The organism is Streptomyces sp. NPDC059906 (assembly GCF_042730645.1).
Taxonomy (GTDB): Bacteria; Actinomycetota; Actinomycetes; order Streptomycetales; family Streptomycetaceae; genus Streptomyces; species Streptomyces rubrogriseus.
In genome coordinates, this window is sequence record NZ_JBHWKU010000017.1 from 14,262 (window position 1) to 30,958 (window position 16,697).

General features: G+C 70.2%; 10 protein-coding genes. 6 read left to right on the forward strand and 4 right to left on the reverse strand.

What is annotated here, in order from left to right:
• Window positions 1-246 precede the first annotated feature (246 nt).
• A complete protein-coding gene (locus ACFV9J_RS24505; protein ID WP_385357082.1) occupies window positions 247-2,874 on the forward strand; it encodes a SpoIIE family protein phosphatase in 2,628 nt (875 codons plus the stop codon).
• Window positions 2,875-3,115: 241 nt separating this feature from the next.
• The gene (locus tag ACFV9J_RS24510) at window positions 3,116-4,273 is read left to right on the forward strand and encodes a glycoside hydrolase family 18 protein (RefSeq protein ID WP_385357083.1); all 1,158 of its coding nucleotides are present in this window, start codon (window positions 3,116-3,118) and stop codon (window positions 4,271-4,273) included.
• Here ACFV9J_RS24510 and ACFV9J_RS24515 read toward each other — a convergent pair.
• Genes ACFV9J_RS24515 through ACFV9J_RS24530 form a run of 4 tightly spaced genes read right to left on the reverse strand, consistent with a single transcriptional unit; the run spans window position 4,270 to window position 8,159 of the window.
• Window positions 4,270-5,049 carry a succinate dehydrogenase/fumarate reductase iron-sulfur subunit gene (locus ACFV9J_RS24515; protein ID WP_385357084.1) on the reverse strand — a complete coding sequence of 260 codons (780 nt, stop codon included), beginning with the start codon at window positions 5,047-5,049 and terminating at the stop codon, window positions 4,270-4,272. The genes ACFV9J_RS24510 and ACFV9J_RS24515 overlap by 4 nt on opposite strands.
• Window positions 5,046-7,007, reverse strand: a complete 1,962-nt coding sequence (locus ACFV9J_RS24520) for a fumarate reductase/succinate dehydrogenase flavoprotein subunit (RefSeq protein WP_385357086.1) — start codon at window positions 7,005-7,007, stop codon at window positions 5,046-5,048. Before ACFV9J_RS24520 ends, ACFV9J_RS24515 begins: the two co-directional genes overlap by 4 nt.
• Complete coding sequence (locus ACFV9J_RS24525; RefSeq protein ID WP_385357087.1) at window positions 7,007-7,840, reverse strand: hypothetical protein; 834 nt, start codon at window positions 7,838-7,840, stop codon at window positions 7,007-7,009. Before ACFV9J_RS24525 ends, ACFV9J_RS24520 begins: the two co-directional genes overlap by 1 nt.
• A gap of 28 nt (window positions 7,841-7,868) precedes the next feature.
• Window positions 7,869-8,159, reverse strand: coding sequence for a hypothetical protein (locus tag ACFV9J_RS24530; RefSeq protein WP_385357089.1), 291 nt, complete (start codon window positions 8,157-8,159; stop codon window positions 7,869-7,871).
• A gap of 322 nt (window positions 8,160-8,481) precedes the next feature.
• Here ACFV9J_RS24530 and ACFV9J_RS24535 point away from each other — a divergent pair, with 322 nt between their 5' ends.
• The 4 genes from ACFV9J_RS24535 to ACFV9J_RS24550 all read left to right on the forward strand — a co-directional run bounded on the left by ACFV9J_RS24535 (window position 8,482) and on the right by ACFV9J_RS24550 (window position 16,656).
• Complete coding sequence (locus tag ACFV9J_RS24535) at window positions 8,482-10,806, forward strand: ABC transporter family substrate-binding protein (RefSeq protein WP_385357090.1); 2,325 nt, start codon at window positions 8,482-8,484, stop codon at window positions 10,804-10,806.
• A gap of 132 nt (window positions 10,807-10,938) precedes the next feature.
• Window positions 10,939-12,855 (forward strand): translational GTPase TypA, encoded by a 1,917-nt coding sequence (typA, locus tag ACFV9J_RS24540; RefSeq protein ID WP_385357091.1) that lies wholly within the window; start codon window positions 10,939-10,941, stop codon window positions 12,853-12,855.
• An 856-nt stretch (window positions 12,856-13,711) separates the two neighbouring features.
• Window positions 13,712-14,743: an ABC transporter permease gene (locus ACFV9J_RS24545; protein WP_385357093.1), complete on the forward strand. Its 1,032-nt coding sequence runs from the start codon at window positions 13,712-13,714 to the stop codon at window positions 14,741-14,743.
• Between the two features lie 110 nt (window positions 14,744-14,853).
• Window positions 14,854-16,656, forward strand: a complete 1,803-nt coding sequence (locus ACFV9J_RS24550) for an ABC transporter substrate-binding protein (RefSeq protein WP_385357094.1) — start codon at window positions 14,854-14,856, stop codon at window positions 16,654-16,656.
• Window positions 16,657-16,697 lie beyond the last annotated feature (41 nt).

A 16,697-nucleotide genomic window follows, 5' to 3' on the forward strand; every position in this document is an offset into this window, starting at 1 on the left:
TCCCTGTATCGTCCCTGGTCCGGGTCGCCAACCGGTTCAGGCCAGTGGCAGTTGTGGAACTGCGTGATTCGATGCCGTGTCCGCTGGTTAGAAGACTGGAAGTGTTGTCGCGGTCCGGACCGAAAACCATCGGGACCGTGCTGTGATCGTGAACACCGTGTCGTGCGGCGCCGTAGTGCTGGATACTGCGGGCAGCCGCCTCCGGTGACCGGTGCCGGATGCGGTGAGCTGGAGGGGACGGTTCGCGTGAGCGAGATACCAGCGAGGGCCAAGGAGCCCACGGAGTCCACGGAGTCCGAGGGCCCGTCGGCAGACGCGCCACTCGGTGACGCGGTGTGGCAGAGCAGCCCGCCCGGCTCCATCTACGACTACATCAAGGTCGCCTCCTTCTCCATCGGCCCCGACGGACTCGTCGACCAGTGGAGCCTGCGTGCGGAGCAACTGCTCGGCATCCGGGCCGAGGACGCCGTGGGCACCGATCCCATCGAGGCCTTCATCGACCCCGACCTGCGCGAGCGCGGCCAGCGCAAGATGACCGAGATCCTCGACGGCCGGGAATGGACCGGAGTGGTCCCCTTCCGGGCACCGGACGAGGCCGGGGGGACGGCGCGGCACGCGAGCGGCCGGCCCACCGGCGGCCGGCGCGGACAGCGCGGACTCGCCGAGGTGTACGTCATGCCGACGCGCACGGAGGACGGGGAGCGGGCCGCCGTCTGCATCGTCGTCGACGTCCGCGTCCTGCGCAGCATCGAGACCGATCTCGCCGCGTCGCAGGCCATATTCGGCCAGTCTCCGTTCGGGTTCCTGCTCATCGACCCCGACCTGACGGTGCGCCGTGCCAACCAGCGGTTCGCCTCCACCTTCGGCGGCACCCCCGACGACCACCGCGGCAAGGGCGTCCATGACTACCTGCCGCGCGCCGAGGCCGACCGGGTCTCGGCGACCCTGCGCCGGGTCCTGGAGACCGGCGACTCCATCACGGACATGCACGTCACGGGCTTCGTGCCGGGCTCGGAGGAACGCCGCCACTGGTCCGTCAACCTCTACCGCGTGCACAGCGGTTCCGGCCGGCCCATCGGCGTCGCCTGGCTCGGCACCGACATCACCGCCCGCCGCCAGGCCGCCCGCGAGGCCGCCAACGCCCGGCGCAACCTCGCCCTCCTCAACGAGGCCGGTGCCCGCATCGGCAACTCCCTCGACCTGGAGACCACCGCCCGCGAACTCCTCGACGTCGTCGTCCCCGGCTTCTGCGACCTGGCCACCGTCGACCTCTACCAGGGTCTGCTGGTCGGCGACGAGACCCCGCCGGGACTCGCCGACGGCAGCGCGGAACTGCGCCGCGTCGCCTTCTCCAGCGCCGTCTCCGACGCCCCGTTCCTCGGTACCGGCGAGCGGGTCAAGCTCGGCGCCGTCCACCACTACCCGTTCAACTCGCCCTGCGCCGACGCCCTGCGCACCGCCCGGCCGCGCAGCGTCCCCGCCGAGGACGGGGGCCTCGTGCAGTCCACGCTCGCCGTGCCGATGGTCGCCCACGACACGGTCGTCGGACTCGTCCAGTTCGCCCGCACCAAGGGCAGCGAGCCGTTCGGCGACCGCGACCGCGACCTCGCCGTGGAACTGGCCGCGCGCGCCGCCGTCTGCATCGACAACGCCCGGCTCTACCGGCGCGAGCACGAACGCGCGCTGATACTGCAGCGCTCCCTGCTCCCGCCCGGCGACCCGGAGGCCTCCGGACTCGACATCGCCTGCCGCTACCTGCCCGGCGAGGCGGCCACCGGCCGGGCCAGCGAGGTCGGCGGCGACTGGTTCGACGTGATCGAACTCCCCGGACACCGCACCGCGCTGGTCGTCGGCGACGTCATGGGCCGCGGTCTGCGCGCCGCCGTCGCGATGGGCGAACTGCGCACCGCCGTACGCACCCTGGCCCAGCTCGACATCGAACCGGCCGAGGTGCTCTCGCAGCTGGACGAGATCGCCCGCGGCCTCGGCGCTCCCGGGGGCGTCCAGCAGGCCACCCGGGCCGCCCGGCGCCCCCGCGAGGCCGACCTGTCCGAGGTCTACCTGGCGACCTGCGTGTACGCCGTCTACGACTCGGTGACCAGGCGCTGCACCTTCGCCAACGCGGGCCACCTGCCGCCCGTCCTGGTCGAGCCCGGCGAGTCCGCGCTGATGCTGGACGTGCCGCCCGGTCTGCCGCTCGGCGTCGGCGGGGAGCCCTTCGAGGAGGTGGAGGTCGAACTGCCCGAGGGCGCCCTGCTCGCCCTCTACACCGACGGCCTGGTCGAGAGCCGCGACCACCCCCTCGACGAGGGCCTCCAGGCCTTCGTGGGCGCCCTCACGGACCCCACCCAGCCCCTGGAGGACGTCTGCGACCAGGTCCTCAACACCCTCGACAGCCACCACGGCGAGGACGACATCGCGCTGCTGATGGCCCGCGTCCAGGGCCTGCCCGGCGACAGCGTCGGCGACTGGACCCTGCCGCGCGAGCCGCGCAGCGTCGGCCGGGCCCGCGAGTACGCCCGCGCCCGGCTGCTGGCCTGGGACATGGAGCCGCTGGTCGACACCACGGAACTGCTCGTCAGCGAGCTGGTCACCAACGCGCTCAGGTACGGCGAGGGCGAGATCAGGCTCCGCCTCCTCCTCGACCGCACCCTGGTCTGCGAGGTCTGGGACTCCGGCCTGGTCCAGCCGCGCCGGCGCCGCGCCCGGGACACCGACGAGGGCGGCCGCGGCCTGCAACTGGTCGGCCTGCTCAGCGCGGCCTGGGGCTCACGCCGTACGCCGCGCGGCAAGACGGTCTGGTTCGAACTGCCCCTGCCGGGCGCCGACACCCGGCTCACGGACCCCGCGGAGGCCTTGCTGAGCCTGTTCTGACCCGGCCCGGCGTCGTACGCGTCCGGGCCCGCCGGGTGCGGCGCACATGCCCGTACCCGGCCAGCAGCAGGGTCGCCCCGGCCGTGACCAGGGGCGGCACCAGATCGGCGGAGATCACCGCCGCGCACCCCTGACCGCAACCGGAACACCGGTTCGAGTCGTCCCCGCTGGCACCACGCTCGGAGCGTAAGCGCGGCGACCGGTCACCGCGACCGGGGACGGACCACAGGGAGGGGACACCGTGGAGAACACGGAACCGAGAAGCACCGAACCGAAAGCCGCCGACGGCGAGGACGGGCCACCGGGGCCACCCGCACCCGACGACGAAGGCGGCACGGGTGGTGCGGGTGGGAACCGGGACGCCGAAGGCGAAGCCGAGGCGACCCGACGAACACGCCGCCGTACCCGCACCCGCCGCATCACCCTCGCCGTCCTCCTGGTCCTGCTCCTCCCCCTCCTCACCGCCGAGACCGCCCTCCGCATCAACTACACGGGCGACCCCGCCGACGGCACCTACACCAGGAACCGCGACGCGATCTGGCTCGGCCACGCGTGGGTCGACGGCCGCAAGAAGGACGCGGACCTCACCAAGCTGGCCCGGGACCTGAAAACCACCGGCATCCGCGATCTGTACGTCCACACCGGGCCGATGGAACACGACGGGACGCTGCCGAAGTCCCTCTACCCCAGGGCCCGCTGGCTGGTGGACGCCGTGCACCGCGAGATGCCCGGCGTCCGCGTCCAGGCCTTCCTCGGCGACGTCCTCGCCACCGAGAGCCCCGACGGCATGCGCCTGGAGAAGCCCGCCACCCGCGCCGCGGTCGTCGACTCGGCCCGCCAGGTCCTGGACGTGGGCTACGACGGAGTCCACCTCGACCTGGAACCGCTGCATTCCGGCGACGGCGACTACCTCTCGCTGCTGGACGACGTCCGCGCCGTCACCCGCGCCCGCGACGCGCAGCTCTCCGTCGCCGCCCACCAGATCGACCCGCTGCCCGGCTTCCACTCCTTCTGGGGCACGGTCGCCGGACACCCCAAGTGGTGGTCGCAGGAGTTCTTCGGCCAGGTCGCCCGCCGGGTCGACCAGATCGCCGTCATGTCGTACGACACGATGCAGCCCCTGGAGAGCCTGTACGGCGGCTACGTCGCCCAGCAGACCTCGCTGGCCCTGGAGGTCACTCCGCCGACGACCCACCTCCTGATGGGCCTGCCCTTCTACCACGAGAACCGCTTCGGCCACTGGAACCACGCGGAGACCGTCGCCGCCGCCGTCCGCGGCGTCCGCCTCGGCCTGTCCCGCACGGACGCCGACCGGGAGAGGTTCGGCGTCGCCGCGTACATCGACTTCGCGGCGACGGAGCAGGACTGGGCGTCGTACCGGGACGGCTGGGTGCGCTAGGACCCGTCCCGGGGCCGGCGGCCGATTTTCGAACCCAGCCAGACCAGTGGGTCGTACTTGCGGTCGACCGCCCGCTCCTTGAGCGGGATCAGCGCGTTGTCCGTGATCCGGATGCCCTCCGGGCACACCTCCGTGCAGCACTTGGTGATGTTGCAGTAGCCGAGGCCGTGGTCGTCCTGGGCCGTGCGTGAGCGGTCCAGGCCGGTGTCACCGGCGGCGTCCAGCGGGTGCATGTCCAGTTCGGCGACGCGCATGAGGAAGCGCGGGCCCGCGAAGGCGGGCTTGTTCTCCTCGTGGTCCCGCACGACATGGCAGGTGTCCTGGCACAGGAAGCACTCGATGCACTTGCGGAACTCCTGCGAGCGGTCCACGTCCTCCTGCGTCATCCGGTACTCGCCGGGACCGAGGTCGGCGGGCGGCACGAAGGCCGGGACCTCCCGGGCCTTGGTGTAGTTGAAGCCGACGTCCGTCACCAGGTCCCGGATGACCGGGAAGGCGCGCAGCGGTGTGACGGTGATCGTCTCCTCGCGGGTGAACACGGACATGCGGGTCATGCACAGCAGCCGCGGCCGTCCGTTGATCTCCGCCGAGCACGAACCGCACTTGCCCGCCTTGCAGTTCCAGCGCACCGCGAGGTCGGGGGCCTGGGTGGCCTGGAGGCGGTGGATGATGTCGAGGACCACCTCGCCCTCGTTGACCTCGACCGTGAAGTCGGCCAGGCCGCCGCCCTCCACGTCACCGCGCCACACCTTGAAGCGGGCCTCGTAGCCGCTCATTCGGACCGGCCCTCCAGTTCCTCGTCGGCGAGGTACTTCACCAGCTCCTCCTTGTCGAAGAGGGCGAGCAGGTCGGGCCGGATGGGCTCGGTGGTCTGCCGCTCCAGGGCGATCCGGCCGCGCTCCGGGTCCGTCGCCGCCGCCTCGCCCGCCGCCTCGCCCGCCGGGTCGGCCAGCGAGCAGAGCAGGTTGGCCGGACGCCAGCGCCGGTCCATCGACGGATGGTCCTCGCGGGTGTGCCCGCCGCGCGACTCGGTGCGCTCCAGCGCGGCCCGTGCCACGCACTCGCTGACCAGCAGCATGTTGCGCAGGTCCAGGGCGAGGTGCCAGCCCGGGTTGAACTGCCGGTGCCCCTCCACCCCGGCCCGGCGGGCACGCACCCGCAGCTCCGCCAGCTTCTCCAGGGCCTGCTTCATCTCCGCCTCCCGGCGGATGATCCCCACCAGGTCGTTCATGGTCTGCTGGAGTTCCTGGTGGAGGGTGTACGGGTTCTCCGGCGGGCCCGCGCCGGGCTCCTGCGCCTCGGCCGAGAAGGGCCGCAGGGCCTCCGCGGCGGCCGCGTCGACCTGGGCGTCCTCGACCCGCGCGCGGGCGCCGTCCTCCGTCCGCCCCGCCGCGTACTCGGCCGCGTGCCGGCCCGCCCGGCGCCCGAACACCAGCAGGTCGGACAGCGAGTTGCCGCCCAGCCGGTTGGAGCCGTGCATGCCGCCCGCCACCTCGCCGGCCGCGAACAGTCCCGGCACCCCGCGGGCGGCGGCGGTGTCGGAGTCCACGGCGATGCCGCCCATCACGTAGTGGCAGGTCGGCCCGACCTCCATCGCCTCCGCCGTGATGTCCACGTCCGCCAGCTCCTTGAACTGGTGGTACATCGAGGGCAGCCGGCGCCTGATCACCTCGGCGGACATCCGGGTCGACACGTCGAGGAAGACGCCGCCGTGCGGTGAGCCCCGGCCCTCCTTCACCTCGGCGTTGATCGCGCGGGCGACCTCGTCGCGGGGGAGCAGCTCGGGCGGGCGCCGGTTGTGGTCCGGGTCGTCGTACCAGCGGTCGCCCTCCGCCTCCGACTCGGCGTACTTCTCCTTGAAGACGTCCGGGACGTAGTCGAACATGAAGCGCTTGCCCTCGGAGTTCCGCAGCACCCCGCCGTCCCCGCGCACCGACTCGGTGACGAGGATGCCCTTCACCGACGGCGGCCAGACCATGCCCGTCGGGTGGAACTGCACGAACTCCATGTTCAGCAGCGGCGCCCCGGCCAGCAGCGCCAGGGCGTGCCCGTCGCCGGTGTACTCCCACGAGTTCGACGTCACCTTGAACGACTTGCCGATGCCGCCGGTGGCGATGACCACCGAGGGCGCCTGGAGGACGAAGAAGCGGCCGCTCTCGCGCTCGTAGCCGAAGACGCCCGAGACCGTCCGGTCCTCCTGGAGCACGCGGGTGACCGTGCACTCCTGGAAGACCTTCAGCCGGGACTCGTGGTCCCCGGTCTCGCGGAAGTCCTCCTGCTGGAGCGAGACGATCTTCTGCTGGAGGGTGCGGATCAGCTCCAGGCCCGTGCGGTCGCCGACGTGGGCGAGGCGCGGGTACTCGTGGCCGCCGAAGTTGCGCTGCGAGATCCGGCCGTCCTTCGTCCGGTCGAACAGCGCGCCCCAGGTCTCCAGCTCCCACACCCGCTGCGGGGCCTCCTGGGCGTGCAGCTCGGCCATCCGCCACTGGTTGAGGAACTTGCCGCCGCGCATGGTGTCGCGGAAGTGCACCTGCCAGTTGTCGCCGGAGTTGACGTTGCCCATGGAGGCGGCGATGCCGCCCTCCGCCATCACGGTGTGCGCCTTGCCGAACAGCGACTTGCAGATCACGGCCGTACGGGCGCCCCGCTCGCGGGCCTCGACGGCGGCGCGCAGCCCGGCACCGCCCGCGCCCACCACGACGACGTCCCATTCCTGCCGGTCGACCACGGACATCAGAACAACCTCGGATCGTCGAAGGCACCGGACGCGACGAGATACACGTAGAAGTCGGCGAGCGCGACGCTCACCAGCGACGCCCAGGCGAGCTGCATGTGGCGGGCGTTGAGCTTCCCGACCCACTGCCACATCCGGTAGCGCACGGGATGCCGGGAGAAGTGCTTGAGCTTGCCCCCGACGATGTGCCGGCAGGAGTGGCAGGAGAGGGTGTACGCCCAGATCAGCGCGATGTTGGCGAGGAAGACCAGGGTGCCCAGGCCCATGTGGCCCCACGCGTAGTGCTCGTCGCGGAAGGCGAGCACCGTGTCGTAGGTGAGGATCAGCGCGACCAGGAGCGCCGCGTAGAAGAAGTACCGGTGGACGTTCTGCAGGATCAGCGGGAAGCGGGTCTCGCCGGTGTACTTCCGGTGCGGCTCGGCCACCGCGCAGGCCGGCGGGGAGGCCCAGAAGCCCCGGTAGTAGGCCTTGCGGTAGTAGTAGCAGGTCAGGCGGAAGCCGAGCGGGAAGATCAGGATGATGATCGCGGGGGAGATGCCCCACCAGGTGCCGAACAGTTCCCAGTTGGGTCCCGAGCGCATCGGCTCGCAGTTCTCCGCCAGACAGGGGGAGTAGAAGGGCGAGACGTAGGGGGCCGCGTAGTAGTCGGCGTTCGCGAAGGCCCGCCAGGTCGAGTAGACGACGAAGGCCAGCAGGCCCGCGGCAGTGGCGGCCGGTGCCAGCCACCAGCGGTCGGATCGTAGGTGCGGGGCGCGGATGGCGGCGCGCGTCGGGGTGTGCACGCCGCCGCGGGGATGGGGGTCGGTGGCAGGGGGTTCCGTACCAGTGGCCACTGGGCGACTCCGGTCGGTCGGGTCGGGTTCAGGGGGCGCGGCGGTCGCGGGCGCCGAGACCCTCGTCGTCCGAGTCCGTCCACAGGGAGCCGTCGTACGGCGTGTCGGGGATCGGAACGAGGTCCGGACGCCTGGGCGCCTCCGGCGCGGCAGCCGTCGCCCGCAGCAGCGCGACGCTCTCGCGCAGGTGGTCGGCGTCGGTGCGGACCCGGCGGACCTCCAGGTCGCCGCTGCCCAGCTGCTGTTCCAGCCGGGTCACCGTCCTGGACAGCTCGTCCAGGCTGCGCTGCACCGATGACAGATCGTCGTGCACGGACAAGACGTGACCTCGCTTCCGTCGGACACGGCAGCGAGCCGCCGGCCTTGGGGGGCTACGTTCATGCGCCTGAGAGTGTCGCGCGTCACACCAGCCGCTGGGAAGGGATGTGCAGCGATTGGCCGGGGCGCGTCGGTGCACCGCGGGCGGCATTGCGCCGCACGGGTGACCTTACGCACCGTCGTCGCCGTGTCTCCGAGCGTGGCGGAACCGTTTCCCCTTCAGTGGCCGCATCCCCGTCCGGATACAAATGATCAACTTGAATACCGCACATACGGCGAAAGCGGCACAACGCAGCGAACGCGGCCTTCCGGAGGTAGCAGAGATGTCCCACGTCGGCGTCGGACCGCGCGCGGTCATGCGTTCGGTCGCCTTCCTCACCGCGGGCGTCCTCGCGGTCCCCGCGCTGGCCGGCTGCACCTCCGAGGACCCGGCGGGCAAGCCGCTCGCCGAACAGGACGTCGCCGCCGCGGCCCGCGCCAAGATCTCCGACGGCGGCACCCTGCGCTGGGCCGTGGACTCCGTACCGGACACGCTGAACGCCTTCCAGTCGGACGCCGACGCCACGACGACCCGCGTCGCGCAGGCCGTGCTGCCCTCCATGTACCGGATGGACGAGACCGGCAGCCCGGTGCGCAACCCCGACTACCTGGAGTCGGCCGAGGTCGTCGACACCGAGCCCAAGCAGGTCGTCGTCTACAAGCTGAACCAGCAGGCCGTCTGGAGCGACGGCCGGGAGATCGGCGCCGCGGACTTCGCCGCCCAGTGGCGCGCCCTGTCCGGCAAGGACAGCGCCTACTGGACCGCCCGCAACGCGGGGTACGACCGTATCGAGAAGGTCGAGCGCGGTGCGAACGACCTGGAGGTCAAGGTCACCTTCAGCCGGCCCTACGCCGACTGGAAGGCCCTGTTCACGCCCCTGTACCCGAAGGACGTCACGGGCACCCCGGACGCCTTCAACGACGGCGCGCGGCGGGCCCTCAAGGTCAGCGCCGGGCCCTTCGCCGTCAAGAAGGTCGACACCAAGGGCGACCAGGTGGTCCTCACCGGCAATCCCCGCTGGTGGGGCGAGCCGGCGAAGCTGGACGAGATCGTGCTGCGCGCCGTCCCCCGCGACGAGCGGGTCGCCGAACTGGTCGCCGGCAAGCTCGACCTCGCCGAGATCGACCCGGAGACCGCCGACGAGGTCACCCTGGCCGCCGGTCCCCGCGACCCCGCCACCGGCACCCCGCTCATGGGGCCCGGGGGCACCCCGGCCGCGGGCGCGCAGGGCAGGTCCGCCGCCCAGGCGCTGCGCTCCTGGGCCATCGCCAACGGCTCCGACGAGGAGGCCGCCGAGGAGGAGGTCCTCGCCCGCGAGGAGCGCCGCGAGGCCGAGGCGAAGGCCCGGCGCCGGCAGCAGGCGCTGAGCGGCTTCGAGCTGCGCAAGTCCCTGGAGCCCGCCTACACCCAGCTCGCCCTCAACGGCGCCGACGGCCCCCTCGCCGACGAACGCGTACGCAGGGCCGTGGCCCGCGCCCTGGACCGCGAGGAGCTGGCCGAGGCGGTGCTCAAGCCGCTCGGCCTGCCCGCCGAGCCCGTGGGCAGCCACCTCGCGCTCGCCGGCCAGCCCGCCTACGCCGACGGCAGCGGCGCCCTCGGCGAGCAGAACGCCAAGGAGGCCCGGGCCCTGCTCGCGGACGCCGGATGGGTCCCCGGCGGCCCGGTGAAGAAGAAGGACGGCGAGGAGGCGGCCGGCGCCGAGAAGGACAAGAGCAAGGACAAGAACGAGGACAAGGACGAGGACAAGAAGGACGGGAAGAAGTCCGAGGGCGGCGACGACGGCACGTACATCGTCGGCGAGGACAACAAGAACAAGGACGGCAGCAACGGCGACGGCAGCAACGACGACGGTGACGACGCCAAGGACGGCGCCGACCGGGAGAGCGGCGAGAAGCACAGCAGCGGCAAGAACACCGCCCAGGGCGGCGCACCCGGCGCCTACGCCCCCAAGGGCACCGCGGCCCCGGCCGGCGCGGCGGCGGCCCCGCTCGCCAAGGACGGCAAGGCGCTCACCCTCCGCTTCGTGCTCCCCTCCGGCCCCGGCTCCGAGACGCTGCGCACCGTGGCCGACCGCATCACGGACATGCTGAAGGAGATCGGCATCGGCACCAAGATCACCAAGGTGCCGGACGAGAGCTACTTCAAGGACCACGTCGCCGCCGGCGAGTACGACCTGGCGCTCTACTCCTGGCCCGCCTCCGCGTTCCCCGCCACCGACGCCCGCCCCATCTACGCCAAGCCCGTCCCGGCCGCCGACGGTTCCCTGAACGTCGCGCAGAACTACACCCGGGTCGGCACCGACCAGGTCGACCAGCTCTTCGACCGGGCCCTGGCCACCCTGGACCGGAAGGAGGCCCGGGAACTGCTGCGCAAGGCCGACTCGCGGATCTGGGCGGCGGCCGGCTCCGTCCCCCTCTACCAGCGCCCCCAGCTGACGGCGGCCCGCAAGAACCTCGCCAACGCCGGCGCCTTCGGTTTCGCGACACCGGTCTACGAGGACATGGGCTTCCTCAAGAAGGGCGCCCAGGGCTCCCGGCCCACCGCCCCGTCCTCGCCCTCCTCCTCGCCCTCCTCCTCGTCCCCCTCCGCGTCCTCCTCCTCGTCCTGAACCCTCCCGGCAAGCCGCAGCCCCCGGGGCCCCGTACCATTGGGTGAGGCCGTGGCATGTACCGCCCGGCAGGCCCGCGTGACACGGACGTCCGCGACGGCCGTCCTCACACCCTCCGGGAGTAAGCCACTTATGGCCGCGTCTACAACGCGTCACGACATCCGCAACGTCGCCATCGTCGCCCACGTCGACCACGGCAAGACCACCATCGTCGACGGAATGCTGAAGCAGGCCGGCGCCTTCGCCGCGCACCAGCTCGAAGGCGTCGACGACCGCATGATGGACACGAACGACCTGGAGCGTGAGAAGGGCATCACGATCCTCGCCAAGAACACGGCGGTGAAGTACCACCCGAAGGACGGCGGCGACGTCGTCACCATCAACATCATCGACACCCCCGGCCACGCCGACTTCGGCGGCGAGGTCGAGCGCGGTCTGTCGATGGTCGACGGTGTCGTGCTGCTCGTGGACGCCTCCGAGGGCCCGCTGCCGCAGACCCGCTTCGTGCTGCGCAAGGCGCTCAGCCAGCGGCTGCCGATCATCCTGTGCATCAACAAGACGGACCGGCCGGACGCCCGCATCGACGAGGTCGTCAACGAGACCTACGACCTCTTCCTCGACCTGGACGCCGACGAGGAGCAGATCGAGTTCCCGATCGTCTACGCCTGCGGCCGGGACGGCGTCGCCTCCCTCACCAAGCCCGAGGACGGCACGGTCCCGAGCGACTCCACCAGCCTGGAGCCGTTCTTCTCGACGATCCTGGACCACATCCCGGCGCCGACCTACGACGAGGACGCCCCGCTCCAGGCCCACGTCACCAACCTGGACGCCGACAACTTCCTCGGCCGCATCGCGCTGCTGCGCGTCCACCAGGGCGAGCTGAAGAAGGGCCAGACCGTCGCCTGGATGAAGCGCGACGGGTCCGTGCAGAACGTGCGGATCTCCGAGCTGATGATGACCGAGGCGCTCACCCGCAAGCCCGCCGAGAAGGCCGGCCCCGGTGACATCTGCGCGGTCGCCGGCATCCCGGAGATCATGATCGGCGAGACCCTGGCCGACCAGGAGAACCCGGTCCCGCTGCCGCTGATCACGGTGGACGAGCCCGCGATCTCCATGACCATCGGCACCAACACCTCCCCGCTGGTCGGCCGCGGCGCCACCGGCAAGGGCGCCGACAACAAGGCGGTCGTCAAGGACCGCAAGGTCACCGCCCGCCAGGTCAAGGACCGTCTGGACCGCGAGCTGATCGGCAACGTCTCGCTCCGCGTCCTGGACACCGAGCGCCCGGACGCCTGGGAGGTGCAGGGCCGCGGCGAGCTGGCGCTGGCCATCCTGGTCGAGCAGATGCGCCGCGAGGGCTTCGAGCTGACCATCGGCAAGCCGCAGGTCGTCACCAAGGAGGTCGAGGGCAAGACGTACGAGCCCGTCGAGCGGATGACGATCGACGTGCCCGAGGAGCACATGGGCGCGGTCACCCAGCTGATGGGCGTACGCAAGGGCCGGATGGACAACATGTCCAACCACGGCTCGGGCTGGGTCCGCATGGAGTTCGTGGTCCCCTCCCGCGGCCTGATCGGATTCCGGACGGAGTTCCTCACCCAGACCCGGGGCACCGGCATCGCGCACTCCATCCACGAGGGCCACGAGCCCTGGTTCGGCACCCTCACGACCCGTAACAACGGCTCGCTGGTCGCCGACCGCTCGGGTGCCGTCACCGCGTTCGCGATGACCAACCTCCAGGAGCGCGGTGTGCTCTTCACGGACCCCGGCACCGAGGTGTACGAGGGCATGATCGTCGGCGAGAACTCCCGCGCCGACGACATGGACGTGAACATCACCAAGGAGAAGAAGCTCACCAACATGCGGTCGTCCTCGGCCGACTCGTTCGAGGCGATCGTCCCGCCGCGCAAGCTCTCCCTGGAGCAGTCCCTGGAGTTCTGCCGCGACGACGAGTGCGTCGAGGTGACCCCGGAGGCCGTCCGGATCCGCAAGGTGAACCTGGACGCCCGCGAGCGCGCCCGCGCCGCCAGCCGGGCCAAGCACGGCTGACCCCACCGCACGACGGACGGCACCGGGCGGGACGCGGGTGTAGGGAAAACCCTCGATTTCCCGGCGGGGCGGCACAGGGCGGGCAGGGCCGCACTAACCTGCGCGGAAGCACTCCGCCCGGAGCGCCGGCGGGCAGCCCCGTCCGGGGGTCGGGCGGCCGGCGCCGACGGACGTGCCGGGCGCGGGACATACCTGCGGGTCAGCTTGCACCCCGTGCACGTTACGCGCAATCAATTTCTGTCGCGCGGACGTCCGTTATACGGACGGTCACCACCGTTAGATGTGTAACAAGTCCGTTTCGCAGCGATCTCGTACCAAACCCTTTGTCCGGATTTTGAAAGATCTGGCCCCTATCTGTGATCGAACCGAGACCTCGAACCTGTGGTTCGTTCCCCGGAGGATGGCAGATAGTTAGGCGCGTAGAGCTCGGATAAACGGGTCACGCGCTGACGGGGCGCAGGCTCGCGAGCGTGAGGGTGCCCGACGATCTCATCATCGGCCGATGGCCGGAATGTGTCGTGTGCTCCTCTTTGCGGTGAACCAGCGGATTCATGAGGAGGAACCCATGCGAGGTGCCACAAGCGCCATATGGGTCGCGTCGTCCCCGATGGCAGGTGTAGGCCCCGCGGGTGCGTTCAGTGCCGTCACGGTTGATACGGCAGCGGCCCGGCGTCGCGAACTTCCTTGACGTCGTGTGCCGTCGGTCGGTAGCCGCCGACCGCGAGCCAGGGTTCTCCGGGGGCGGTCTCGCCCCTCCGTCGTTGTTCCCCTCGCGCGCTGCGGAAGACGTACGCCGTGCGAAGGCCGTCGGCCGCGTGCACTCCCGACGACCTCCTACCTGTGAAATGGACGAATCATGACGAGTCCAATCGAGATTGAGGGTGCTGAAGCCTCTTCCGTCTTGGACAAAGAGAGCGCGCCGCAGGGCGACGCCCCGAAGCCCAAGGAGCCGGAAGGGCGTAAGCCCGGCCAGTTGATGTGGGCGCGCTTCAAGCGCGACCGGGCCGGTGTGATCTCTGCCTGCATCGTCCTGTTCTTCTTCGTGATCGCGGCGGCGGCGCCGCTGATCTCGAAGGTCTACGGCAAGGACCCGTACACGCTGTACGGGCAGGAGAACCCAGAACTCCTGGACATGTTCACCATGCCCGCAGCGCCGTTCGGCGGCATCGACGGCGACTTCTGGTTCGGCATCGAACCGGGCCTGGGCCGCGACGTGTTCACCCAGCTGCTGTACGGCATGCGCAACTCGATGGCCACCGCGCTGGCGGCGACCATCATCATGACGGTGCTGGGCGTCCTGATCGGCCTCGCCGGCGGCTACTTCGGCGGCAAGATCGACTACTGGCTCGGCCGGATCACCGACTTCTTCATGGCCCTGCCCAGCCAGCTGTTCTTCGTCGCCGCGATGCCCGTCATCACCACGGTGTTCGTGGCTCCGGACAAGGAGACGCCGACCTATGTACGCGCCTCCGCGATCATCATCGTGCTGGCCTTCCTGGGCTGGATGAGCATGTCCCGTATCGTCCGCGGTGCCACGCTGTCCCTGCGCGACCGGGAGTTCATCGAGGCGGCGCGCATCTCCGGAGCCTCGCCCTGGCGCATCATCCGCAAGGAACTGCTGCCCAACATCGTCACCCCGACGCTGGTACAGGCGACGCTCACGCTGCCGAGCACCATCCTCAACATCGCGTTCCTGTCCTTCGTGGGCGTGGGGTACGTCGAGCCCACCCCGGACTGGGGACGGATGTTCTCCATCGGCGCCGACATCGTCGAGCAGGATCCGTACTACATGCTCTTCCCCGGAGTGGCCATGGTGATCTTCATCGTGTCCTTCAACCTCCTCGGTGACTCGGTGCGGGACGCCTTCGATCCCAAGGGAAACCGCTGAGGCCAAGGGGGACCCCCCACATCCTCGCCCGGCCGGTTCGGTGCCGCTCAGCCCGGCCCCGGCCACGTACCAGCAGTGCTCACTACTCACAGGCAGGTGGATTCGTCCTCATGAGCATTCTCCGTAACCGCACCGCCACGGCCGCCATAGTCGCGGTCGCAGCCGGCGCCCTGACCCTCACCGCCTGCGGTGGTGGCGACAGCGACAGCTCCGCCAAGGACAACAGCAAGAAGAAGGAAGACGCCAAGTCGCAGTCGAAGCCGGTGCAGATCGGCGACGCGCAGGCGTCCACCGGCCCGGCCCCCGAGGTCCCGGGCGCCAAGCCCGGCGGCACCGTGACCGTCTACCAGGAGGCGGACTTCTCGCACCTGGACCCGGGCCAGATCTACGTCTCGGACGGCAAGCTGCTCGGCCGCCTCATCTTCCGCGGTCTGACCCAGTACGACGAGGACGAGAACGGCAACCTGACCGTCGTGGGCGACCTCGCCACCGACGCGGGCAAGGTGTCGGACGGGGGCAAGACCTGGACGTACACCCTGAAGGACAACCTGAAGGACGCGAACGGGAACCCGATCAACTCGGCGGACATCCGCAACACGGTCGAGCGCCTGTACTCGAACTACATCACTGACGGTCCCACGTACCTGCAGCAGTGGCTGTCCGGTGAGGGCACCACCTACCGCGACGCGTACGCGGGCCCGGACAAGGGCAAGCACCTGCCCGAAAAGGTCCTGGAGACGCCGGACGACAAGACGATCGTCTTCCACTTCGACACCCCGCGTCCCGACCTGCCGCAGACGCTGACCATGCCCGGTTACAGCGTCGTCCCGGAGGAGACGGACACCAAGGAGAAGTACGACTCCGCGCCCGTCGCCGTCGGCCCGTACAAGATCGCCGAGTTCAAGCCCGGCAAGTCCATGAAGCTGGTCAAGAACACCCAGTGGGACCCCAAGTCCGACTCGGTGCGCCACCAGTACGTCGACGGCTTCAACATCGAGATGAACCACGACGACGAGGACCAGACCAAGACCCTCCTCGCCGACCAGGGTGGCGCCAAGAACGCCATGATGTTCACCGGCCAGGTCGCCACGACGCAGCTGCAGAAGGTCGTCGCCGACAAGGACGCGATGAAGAACCGCACGATCCAGGGCTACGCCCCGTACGTGTGGCAGCTCAACTTCAACCTGGACCGCGTCAAGGACAAGAAGCTCCGTGACGCCATCACCCTGGCGCTGCCGGCCCAGGCCGTCTTCAAGGCCGACGGCGGTGCCTACGGTGGTGAGGTCGCCAACTCGCTGCTGTCGCCGACCACGCCGGGCTACGACGAGAAGTTCGACCCGTTCAACCGGCTCAAGAAGCCGAACGGTGACATCGCCGCCGCCAAGAAGCTGATCAAGGAAGGCGGCTTCGAGGGCAAGAGCCTCGTCTACGCCTACGGCAACACGCCGGTCCGCCAGCAGCAGGCCGTCCTGATCGCGGACGCGCTGGAGAAGATCGGCCTCGACATCCAGAAGAAGGAGATCAACTCCTCCACCTGGTACGAGCAGGTCGGCAAGGTCAAGAACGGCTACGACCTGTACATGACCGGCTGGGGCCAGGACTGGCCGTCCGCCTCCACCGTCATCCCGCCGGTGTACGACGGCACGCAGATCCAGGACGGTTCGTCGAACTACTCGCACATCAACGACGACCACGTGAACTCCGAGATCCAGCGCATCCAGACGATCACGGACACGGCCGAGGCCACCAAGGCGTGGGCCGACCTGAGCGAGTACATCTCCAAGGAAGTCAACCCGGCTGCCCCGCTCTACTACACCAAGGTCTTCCAGATCTTCGGTTCGAACATCGGCGGCCTCCGCTACAGCCACGACGCGAGCTACGTGGACGTGACCCGGATCTTCCTCAAGAAGTAGTCCGCACGGTAGGGAATCCGGTGGTGGGCGCGCGGCGGAGC

Excerpts from the sequence above, each read along its gene's own strand:
- ACFV9J_RS24535 (WP_385357090.1), top strand. The coding sequence starts at position 8,482 with ATGTCCCACGTCGGCGTCGGACCGCGCGCGGTCATGCGTTCGGTCGCC.
- ACFV9J_RS24520 (WP_385357086.1), bottom strand. The coding sequence starts at position 7,007 with ATGTCCGTGGTCGACCGGCAGGAATGGGACGTCGTCGTGGTGGGCGCG.
- typA (WP_385357091.1), top strand. The coding sequence starts at position 10,939 with ATGGCCGCGTCTACAACGCGTCACGACATCCGCAACGTCGCCATCGTC.
- ACFV9J_RS24550 (WP_385357094.1), top strand. The coding sequence starts at position 14,854 with ATGAGCATTCTCCGTAACCGCACCGCCACGGCCGCCATAGTCGCGGTC.
- ACFV9J_RS24545 (WP_385357093.1), top strand. The coding sequence starts at position 13,712 with ATGACGAGTCCAATCGAGATTGAGGGTGCTGAAGCCTCTTCCGTCTTG.
- ACFV9J_RS24515 (WP_385357084.1), bottom strand. The coding sequence starts at position 5,049 with ATGAGCGGCTACGAGGCCCGCTTCAAGGTGTGGCGCGGTGACGTGGAG.